Raw genomic sequence first — 8,357 nt, 5'->3', positions numbered from 1 at the left:
TTAGGGGTTCCTAGAGCCGGGGCAATCCTGGATACGGGTTTGGAGCCGGGCGCCCCCTGCATAGGCGAGAGACGCGCGACTGGGGCCGATCGCACCCGTCTACGCCTGACAAAAGTGCGATGCTGTCCGGTTCCGGACACTTCTACTATTGCCGACATGCATGACGAGGAACGGCAGCGAAGGGCTGCGATCAGGGACGGGCTAGGGGTCGGGCTCGCGGTCGGGATCTCCGGAGTGGCTTTCGGGGCGGCGGCGATCACGGCGGGGCTCACCGTCGCCCAGGCGTGTGCCCTGAGCCTCCTGGCCTTTACCGGAGCGTCCCAGTTCGCCCTGGTCGGCGTAGTGGCCTCCGGCGGCGGCCTGATAGCCGGAACGGCCGGAGCCCTCCTCCTGGGCGCCAGGAACAGCTTCTACGGCCTCCGCCTCGCGGTCATCCTCGGCGGCCCCCGCAACCCCCTCCGCACCCTGGTGACCGCCCAGGGCGTCATCGACGAAAGCTCCGCCGTCGCCCTCGCCCAGCCAACCCCCACAGCCGCCCGCGCGGGCTTCTACACCACCTTCGGCACCATCTACCTGACCTGGAACCTGACCACCGCCCTGGGCGCGCTCGGCGCCTCCCAGGTCAGCGACCCGGCCGTCTTCGGCCTGGACACGGTCGGCCCGGCCACCTTCCTGGCCCTGCTCTGGCCACGCCTGCGCGGCGACGCGGACACACCCCGGGCGGAGACCGTACAGCTGCGGATGATCGCGGGCGGCGGGGCGGCCATCGCCCTGCTGGCGACGCCCTTCACCGCGCCGGGCGTGCCCGTCCTGCTGGCCGCCGCGGCGGCTCTGGTCGTGATGCTCACACCGGAGCGGGAGGCCGCCGAATGACCGTCTGGTGGGCGATCATCGTCACCTGCGCCGGCTGCTACCTGCTCAAGCTCGCCGGCCTGGCCGCCCCGCGCCGCGTCCTGGACCACCCCGGCGTACGGCGTTTCGCCAGGCTCGTCCCGGTGGCCCTGCTGGCGGCGCTGATCGCCGTACAGACCCTGGGACACGGGCAGGAGCTGCGGCTGGACGGCGCGCGGCTGGCCGGGATGGCGGCGGCGGTCGTGGCGCTACTGCTCCGGGCACCCTTTCTGGTCGTGCTGGTCGCCGCCGCCGTCGTGACCGCTTTGACGCGCTTAATCGGCATATGAGCCTCGATCCGGGGTAGCCCGGGGCCCATGGCCGACCCAGGCATCCGCAGCACCAGAAGCGCCCGAGGAACCCGTGACATCGACACCCGTCTCGTGGCCGGGCGCTACCGGCTCATCGAGCCGCTCGGCCGCGGCGGCATGGGCACCGTCTGGCTGGCGCTGGACGAGACCCTCCGGCGCGAGGTGGCCGTCAAGGAGCTGGACGCCTCCCGAGAGCTCGGCGGGCACGAGCGGGAGATCTTCACCGCCAGGACCCTCCGGGAGGCCAGGGCGGCCGGCCGGGTCAGCCACCCGTCGGTGGCGGCGGTCTACGACGTGTTCGAGGAGAACGGCCATCCGTGGATCGTGATGCAGCTGGTCCGCTCCCGCACGCTGGGCGACGCCGTACGCGACGACGGGCCGCTGCCCCCCAGGCGGGTGGCCGAGATCGGCCTGCAGGTGCTGGGCGCGCTCACGGCGGCGCACGGCGCGGGCGTGCTGCACCGGGACGTGAAACCGGACAACGTGCTGCTGGCCGAGGACGGCAGGACCGTGCTCACGGACTTCGGCATCGCCACCCTGGAGGACGACTCCCCGGTGACCAGGACCGGCGCCCTGATCGGCACCCCCGCGTTCATCGCGCCGGAACGGGCCGCCGGAAGCGCCGCCGAACGCGCCTCGGACCTGTGGTCGCTGGGGGTGACCCTGTTCGCGGCCGTCGAGGGCCGCTCCCCGTTCCAGCGCGGCCACGCCCTCGCCTCCCTGGCCGCGGTCATGTACGAGGGCCCCGGACCCCTCCGCCGCGCCGGCGCGCTGGGCCCCGTGCTGATCGGCCTGCTGCACAAGGATCCGGGACTCCGCATGACCGCCGCCGAGGCGGCCCGCGCCCTGCGCGCCATCGTGGACGGCACCGCTCCGGCCCCCACCGAGGAGGTTCCCCTCCCGCCGCCGCCCCCGCCTCCGCCGCCCCGCCGCCGCAGGAGGCTGTGGCCTGCCGCCGCCGGGGCCGCGACCCTGCTCGTCGGTCTCACGGCGGGCGCCGTCGCGTACGTGACGGCGGACGGCGGCACCCCCACCGGCATTCCTCCGGCACCCACGACTGCCGTCGAGACGACCCAGGCCGCCAGCGTGCCCGCCACGACACCCACCCCCACTCAGGGAAACCCGGTCGAGAACCGTCAGCCGCCTTCCGGGGAGAAGCCCGAACCGCCCAAGCCGTCCCCCGGCAAGCCGACGAAAGAGCCGGAGAAGAAGCCCACGAACGACCCCACCGAGGAGCCCACGGAGGACTCGGGCGGCGACCAGGGGAACGACCAGGGCGAGAACCAGGGGAACGAGGACGACGGCCTCGTCGAGCCCGGCTCCGAACAACTCCAGGCGAGCATCGACGTCGGCTCCGACCTGCCCTGACGACAAGGACCTGCCGGAAGTCAACCCGTAGGCCGCCAAGCCGCGGAACGACCTTCGCAAGCGCGCGAGTCATCCCGCCGCGGGTCCTGAGAAACCTCTGGCAGAACGGATCGCCGGGATTCACGCCCGGCTCCTCCAGGCGGACCATGATCGGGACCGAGTGCCGATCCCGGGCAACGATTGACGGAACGGATCGTCGAGATCCACGGACGACGATCAGAACGGAGTCGGCGCGGGCGCGATCCCGATGCTCCCGCAGCGATCAGGAATCGGCGCCCGCCCGCTCCAGAGCCTGGGCGAGATCCGCCGGATACTCGGTCGTGAAGGACACCCACTCGCCCGTCGCCGGATGCTCGAAGGCCAGCGACACCGCGTGCAGCCACTGCCGGGTCACGCCCAGCCGGGCCGCCAGCGTGGGATCGGCGCCGTACTGAAGATCCCCGACGCAGGGGTGCCGCAGCGCCGACATGTGCACCCGGATCTGGTGCGTACGCCCGGTCTCCAGCTTGATGTCCAGCAGGGAGGCCGACCGGAACGCCTCGATCGTGTCGTAGTGCGTGATCGAGTCCTTACCCCCCGCGACCACGGCCCAGCGCCCGTCCCCGGACGGATGCCGGTCGATCGGCGCGTCCACGGTGCCCCGCAGCGGATCCATATGCCCCTGCACCAGGGCGTGATACCGCTTGTCGACCGTTCGCTCCTTGAAAGCCCTTTTCAGGACCGTGTACGCGTGCTCGCTCTTGGCCACCACCATCGCCCCCGTGGTGTTGGCGTCCAGCCGGTGCACGATGCCCTGCCGCTCGGCCGCCCCGCTGGTGGAGACCCGGTGCCCGGCCCCCAGCAGCCCGCCGATCACGGTCGGCCCGGTCCAGCCGACGCTCGGATGGGCGGCCACCCCGATCGGCTTGTCGACCACCACGATGTCGTCGTCCTCGTACAGGACGGTCATGCCGGGCACCGGCTCCGCGACCGGCATGGGCGCGGAGGGCGGCGGCGGGATGGTGACGTCCAGCCAGGCCCCGCCGTGCACGCGGTCGGACTTGGCGGGCGTGGTCCCGTCCACCAGCACGTCCCCGGCGGCGATCAGTTCGGCCGCCCGGGTGCGGGAGAAGCCGAAGAGCCGGGCCAGCGCGGCGTCCAGGCGCTCCCCTTCGAGCCCGTCGGGCACCGGCAGGCTGCGCTGTTCACCCATCCTTGCCGTCCCCCGTCTCCCGCGTGCCGTCGATCTGGTAGCCGCGCCAGGCCAGGAAGACCGCCAGGATGCCGCCGCACACGATCGCCGAGTCGGCCACGTTGAAGATCGGGAACCCGGTGGCGGGGAAGACCTGGACGAAGTCCACGACGTGCCCCTGGAACGGGGCCGGCGACCGGAAGATGCGGTCCGTGAGGTTCCCGAACGCGCCCCCGAGCAGCAGCCCGAGCGTGAGCCCCCAGGGCAGGCTGCGCAGCTGCCGCGCGGTACGGATGATCGCGATGACCACGACCGACGCGATGACGGTGAAGATGATGGTCATGCCGGTGCCGATGCTGAACGCGGCCCCGGAGTTCCTGATCACGTTGATGACCAGCGCCCCCGGCACGACCACGACCGGCGGCTGGTCCTCGAGGTACTCGACCACCAGATACTTGGTCACGAGATCGAATACGTAGATGAGCACGGCCACGGCGGCCAGCAAGCCGATCCGCCGCGCCCGCACCTCCCCGGCTGCGTCGGTCAGCGGCGTTCCTCCCGCTGCTTGCACGCCACGCACAGCGTCGCCCTCGGGAACGCCTGAAGGCGTTCCTTGCCGATCGGCCGTTGGCACGATTCGCACACTCCATACGTCCCTGCGTCGATACGGGCGATCGCCCGCTCGTTCTGCGCGAGCACATCGCGCGCATTCAGGGTAAGGGCGATCTCACGTTCGCGCTCATAGGTCTTGGCCCCGGCGTCGGCGGGATCGTCCCCCGCGCCCTCGCTGGCGTTGCCGGCGGCGAGTTCGGTCTCGGCCCGGAGGATCTCGGTGTGCAGTTCGTCGATTTCCGCCAGAAGGCGCTCACGCACCTCGGTGAGCTCCTCGGCGGACCAGATGTCGGATACGGAATTCTCAGTGCCAGAACTCTCCGTTACGGAGCTCCCCGTGATGGCGGTCTTGGCCGCGCGCGTGGCCATGTGGCCTCCCCATGAACAGTGATCAAGCAGTTCGGGCAGCATAGGTGGCGATTTGGAGCGCGGCAATCGACTCGCCGATGCATTTACGCCATCCGTACCAGGCTCGGAATGGTCCTCCCCCTATGCCGGGTACATCCTGAACAACAGCGCCCCGTCCCGTGTTCCGCCGGTGCTACCCGAATGGGGTGACGGATATCGGGAAGCCCCGGAGCTTTCTCTGCGTTATCGTGAGATCTGCAAGGCGTTGATGGGACGAGTACCTCCGCACCCACTCGCACGAGCGACCCGGGGACGGTGCGAGCCCGGGGCGAGCCGCGGGGGGAAGATCAGCCCGGAGCCGCCGGAAGAACGGCTTTGCCTCTGGTGAACGCCTACTAGACCCGGCCGCGACCTGAATGAGTGGGCCCCCGCGAGGGCGGCCAAGGAGGGTGGTACCGCGGAGCCGCCAGGCTTCGTCCCTCCACGCCCTGTCGAATCAGCGTGGAGGTCCGGTGTCTTCCCACTCTTTCCGTTCGCTACCCGCGCAGGTGGACCTGCCGGCCGTCGAGCACGAGGTGCTGGAGCGGTGGCGCGACGGCAAGGTCTTCGAGCGGTCGCTGGAGCAGAACGCCGGCGGCCCTTCCTGGGTCTTCTACGAGGGCCCCCCGACCGCCAACGGCATGCCCGGCGTGCACCACGTCGAGGCGCGCGTCTTCAAGGACGTGTTCCCCCGCTACAAGTCCATGCGCGGCTACCACGTGCCGCGCAAGGCCGGCTGGGACTGCCACGGCCTGCCCGTCGAGGTGGCCGTCGAGAAGGAGCTGGGCCTCTCCGGCAAGCCCGAGATCGAGGCGTACGGCATCGCCGAGTTCAACGCGCGCTGCCGCGAGTCGGTCCTCCGCCACGTGGACGCGTTCGAGGAGATGACCGAGCGCATGGGCTACTGGGTGGACATGTCCCAGGCCTACCGCACCATGGACCCCTCGTACGTGGAGTCCGTCTGGTGGTCGCTCAAGGTCATCTGGGACAAGGGGCTGCTGTTCCGGGACTTCCGGATCACGCCGTACTGCCCGCGCTGCGGCACCGGCCTGTCCGACCACGAGCTGGGCCAGCCCGGCGGGTACGAGACCGTGTCCAGCCCGTCGGTCTACGTCCGCATGCCCGTCACCGGGGGCCGCCTGGAGGGCGCGGACCTGCTCATCTGGACGACCACGCCGTGGACGCTGGTGTCCAACACGGCCGTGGCGGTGCACCCGGACGTGACGTACGTGGTGGCCGAGAAGGACGGTCAGCGCCCGGTCGTGGTGGCCGAGCCGCTGCTGGCCTCGGCCCTGGGCGACGGCTGGACGGTCCGGGAGAGCTTCGCCGGGGCCGAGCTGGAGCACACGCCGTACCGGCGGCCGTTCGAGCTGGTGGACATCCCGGGCGCGCACTTCGTGGTGCTCGGCGACTACGTGACCGTCGAGGACGGCACCGGCCTGGTCCACCAGGCCCCCGCCTTCGGCGCCGACGACATGACCGTCTGCAAGCGGTACGGCCTGCCCGTGGTCAACCCGATCGGCCCCGACGGCCGGTTCCTGGCCGACGTCCCCCAGGTCGGCGGCCAGTTCTTCAAGGACGCCGACGAGGGCCTCACCGCGGACCTGCGCGAGCGCGGCCTGCTCTTCCGCGGCAGCCACTTCGACCACAGCTACCCGCACTGCTGGCGCTGCCACACCCCGCTGCTCTACTACGCCCTCCCGTCCTGGTACATCAGGACCACCCAGATCAAGGACCTGCTGCTCGCCGAGAACGAGCGCACCAACTGGTTCCCCGAGACCATCAAGCACGGCCGGTACGGCGAGTGGCTGCGCAACAACGTGGACTGGGCGCTGTCCCGCTCCCGCTACTGGGGCACGCCGCTCCCGCTCTGGGTCTGCGAGGAGGACCACGTCACCTGCGTCGGCTCCCTGGCCGAGCTGGGCGCGCTGGCGGGCCGGGAGCTGTCCGCGCTCGACCCGCACCGGCCGTACGTGGACGACGTGACGTTCCCGTGCGCCGACTGCGGCGGCGAGGCCCGCCGGGTGCCCGACGTGATCGACGTCTGGTACGACTCCGGCGCGATGCCGTTCGCCCAGTGGGGCGCGCCGCACGCCAACAAGGAGGTCTTCGAGGACTCCTACCCGGGGCAGTTCATCTGCGAGGCCATCGACCAGACCCGCGGCTGGTTCTACTCGATGATGACCGTGGGCGCGCTCGTCTTCGACCGCTCCTCGTACGAGAACGTGCTCTGCCTGGGCCTGATCCTGGCCGAGGACGGCCGCAAGATGAGCAAGCACCTGGGCAACGTGCTCCAGCCGATGCCGCTCATGGAGCAGCACGGCGCGGACGCGCTGCGCTGGTACATGGCCACCTCCGGCTCCCCCTGGTCGCCGCGCCGGATCGGCCACGGCCCGCTGGAGGAGATCGTCAGGAAGGTCCTGCTCACCTACTGGAACACGGCCTCCTTCTTCACCCTGTACGCCAACGCCTCCGGCTGGCAGCCGGGCCGGACCCACGACGGCGAGCGCCCGCTCATCGACCGGTGGGCCCTGGCCGAGCTCCAGCGCACGGTGGCCGAGGTCACCGCCGCCCTGGACGTTTTCGACACCGCCCGCGCCGGCCGCCGCCTCACCGAGTTCCTGGACGACCTCTCCAACTGGTACGTCCGGCGTTCCCGCCGCCGCTTCTGGACCGGCGAACCGGCCGCCTTCGCCACCCTGTACGAGTGCCTGGAGACGGTCACCCGCCTGATGGCCCCGCTGGTGCCGTTCACTACCGACTACGTGTGGGACGTGCTGCGCGGCCCGGACGCGCCCCCCTCGGTGCACTTGGCCACCTGGCCGGAGGTCCGCGCCGACCTGGTCGACCCGGCCCTGTCGGAGCAGATGGCGCTGGTACGGCGGCTGGTCGAGCTGGGCCGGTCGGCGCGGGCGTCGTCCTCGGTCAAGACCAGGCAGCCGCTCGGCCGCGCGCTGGTCGGCGCGCCGGGCTGGCCGGGGCTCTCCGGCGAGCTGCGCGACCTGATCGCGGACGAGCTGAACGTGCAGGCCCTGGAGGACATGTCGGGCTTCTCCGCCGACCTGGTGACGTTCACCGTCAAGCCCAACTTCCGGGCGCTGGGCAAGCGGTTCGGCTCCCAGACCAAGCTGGTCGCCGCGGCCGTCACCGCCGCCGACCCGGCGGCGCTGGCCCGGACCCTGCGCTCCGGCGCGGACGCCACCCTGGAGGCCGGGGAGCTGGGCGCGGTGACGGTGGGCTCCGAGGACGTGATCGTGACCGAGCAGCCCAAGTCGGGCTGGGCGGTGGAGACCGGCGCGGTGGACACCGGCACCGGCGAGACGGTCGCGCTGGACCTGGCCATGACGCCGGAGCTGCGCCGGGCCGGGCTGGTCCGGGAGGTCGTCCGGCTGGTCCAGGAGGCCCGCAAGGCCAGCGGGCTGGACATCACCGACCGGATCGAGCTGCGCTGGTCGGCGGAGGGCGAGCTGGCCGAGGCGCTGCGCGGCGGTGGCGGCGTCGTGGCGGAGGAGGTGCTGGCGACCTCGTTCGGCGAGGCCGACCTGGACACCGGCCTGGTCGTCCACCAGGACGCCGACCTGGGGCTGAGCTTCCAGCTGCGCAAGGTGTGATCGGAA

7 protein-coding genes are annotated in these 8,357 nt (G+C 71.5%); 4 read left to right on the top strand and 3 right to left on the bottom strand.

Annotation, left to right across the window (positions count from 1 at the left end; genetic code table 11):
• Nucleotides 1-156 precede the first annotated feature (156 nt).
• The 3 genes from Aph01nite_RS07395 to Aph01nite_RS07385 are packed head-to-tail and all read left to right on the top strand — an operon-like array spanning nt 157 to nt 2,570.
• Nucleotides 157-873 carry an AzlC family ABC transporter permease gene (locus Aph01nite_RS07395; RefSeq protein ID WP_204039995.1) on the top strand — a complete coding sequence of 239 codons (717 nt, stop codon included), beginning with the start codon at nt 157-159 and terminating at the stop codon, nt 871-873.
• Nucleotides 870-1,181, top strand: coding sequence for an AzlD domain-containing protein (locus tag Aph01nite_RS07390; protein ID WP_204039994.1), 312 nt, complete (start codon nt 870-872; stop codon nt 1,179-1,181). Before Aph01nite_RS07395 ends, Aph01nite_RS07390 begins: the two co-directional genes overlap by 4 nt.
• 27 nt (nt 1,182-1,208) lie before the next feature.
• Nucleotides 1,209-2,570, top strand: coding sequence for a serine/threonine-protein kinase (locus tag Aph01nite_RS07385; RefSeq protein WP_204039993.1), 1,362 nt, complete (start codon nt 1,209-1,211; stop codon nt 2,568-2,570).
• Nucleotides 2,571-2,832: 262 nt separating this feature from the next.
• Here the strand turns inward: Aph01nite_RS07385 and Aph01nite_RS07380 are convergent, their stop codons facing one another.
• Genes Aph01nite_RS07380 through Aph01nite_RS07370 form a run of 3 tightly spaced genes read right to left on the bottom strand, consistent with a single transcriptional unit; the run spans nt 2,833 to nt 4,722 of the window.
• Nucleotides 2,833-3,762 carry an RluA family pseudouridine synthase gene (locus Aph01nite_RS07380; protein ID WP_204039992.1) on the bottom strand — a complete coding sequence of 310 codons (930 nt, stop codon included), beginning with the start codon at nt 3,760-3,762 and terminating at the stop codon, nt 2,833-2,835.
• Nucleotides 3,755-4,312, bottom strand: a complete 558-nt coding sequence (lspA, locus tag Aph01nite_RS07375; protein WP_239161460.1) for a signal peptidase II — start codon at nt 4,310-4,312, stop codon at nt 3,755-3,757. Before lspA ends, Aph01nite_RS07380 begins: the two co-directional genes overlap by 8 nt.
• Complete coding sequence (locus Aph01nite_RS07370; RefSeq protein ID WP_239161459.1) at nt 4,285-4,722, bottom strand: TraR/DksA family transcriptional regulator; 438 nt, start codon at nt 4,720-4,722, stop codon at nt 4,285-4,287. The genes lspA and Aph01nite_RS07370 overlap by 28 nt, the downstream gene beginning before the upstream one ends.
• A gap of 491 nt (nt 4,723-5,213) precedes the next feature.
• On the opposite strand from Aph01nite_RS07370, the gene ileS reads away from it, so the two are divergent.
• Nucleotides 5,214-8,351 (top strand): isoleucine--tRNA ligase, encoded by a 3,138-nt coding sequence (gene ileS, locus Aph01nite_RS07365; RefSeq protein WP_239161458.1) that lies wholly within the window; start codon nt 5,214-5,216, stop codon nt 8,349-8,351.
• Nucleotides 8,352-8,357 lie beyond the last annotated feature (6 nt).

Source organism: Acrocarpospora phusangensis (genome assembly GCF_016862995.1).
Taxonomy (GTDB): domain Bacteria; phylum Actinomycetota; class Actinomycetes; order Streptosporangiales; family Streptosporangiaceae; genus Acrocarpospora; species Acrocarpospora phusangensis.
This window is presented reverse-complemented; position numbering and strand designations above follow the sequence as displayed.